This is a genomic window from Psychroflexus maritimus (genome assembly GCF_011089875.1).
Lineage (GTDB): Bacteria > Bacteroidota > Bacteroidia > Flavobacteriales > Flavobacteriaceae > Psychroflexus > Psychroflexus maritimus.
The window spans coordinates 1-214 of record NZ_JAANAS010000023.1 but is presented as its reverse complement, the minus strand read 5'-3'; the positions used below and the strand labels follow the sequence as shown (position 1 = coordinate 214).

1 protein-coding gene is annotated in these 214 nt (G+C 38.3%); it reads left to right on the top strand.

The genetic code is table 11. The features are described from left to right. The coding region (locus G7034_RS02095; protein ID WP_166399311.1) for a hypothetical protein at positions 1-214 on the top strand (214 nt) is incomplete at both ends.

Here is a 214-nt window from a genome sequence, read left to right as displayed (position 1 = left end):
TTGGAACAACAGCAGTTTATTTAGTCGATGATTATTTAGGCACAGAAACCTTGTTAGAAGACGGGCAGACTTATTCCTTTAATGTAGATGAAAGTGTTAGCGAATCGGTTGACACATCCCGATTTTCCTTGAAATTTGATACAGAAACCATGGGTGTGGAAGATGAGGACAATAAATTATTTAGCCTCTACCCTAACCCAGCTAAAGACTTAGT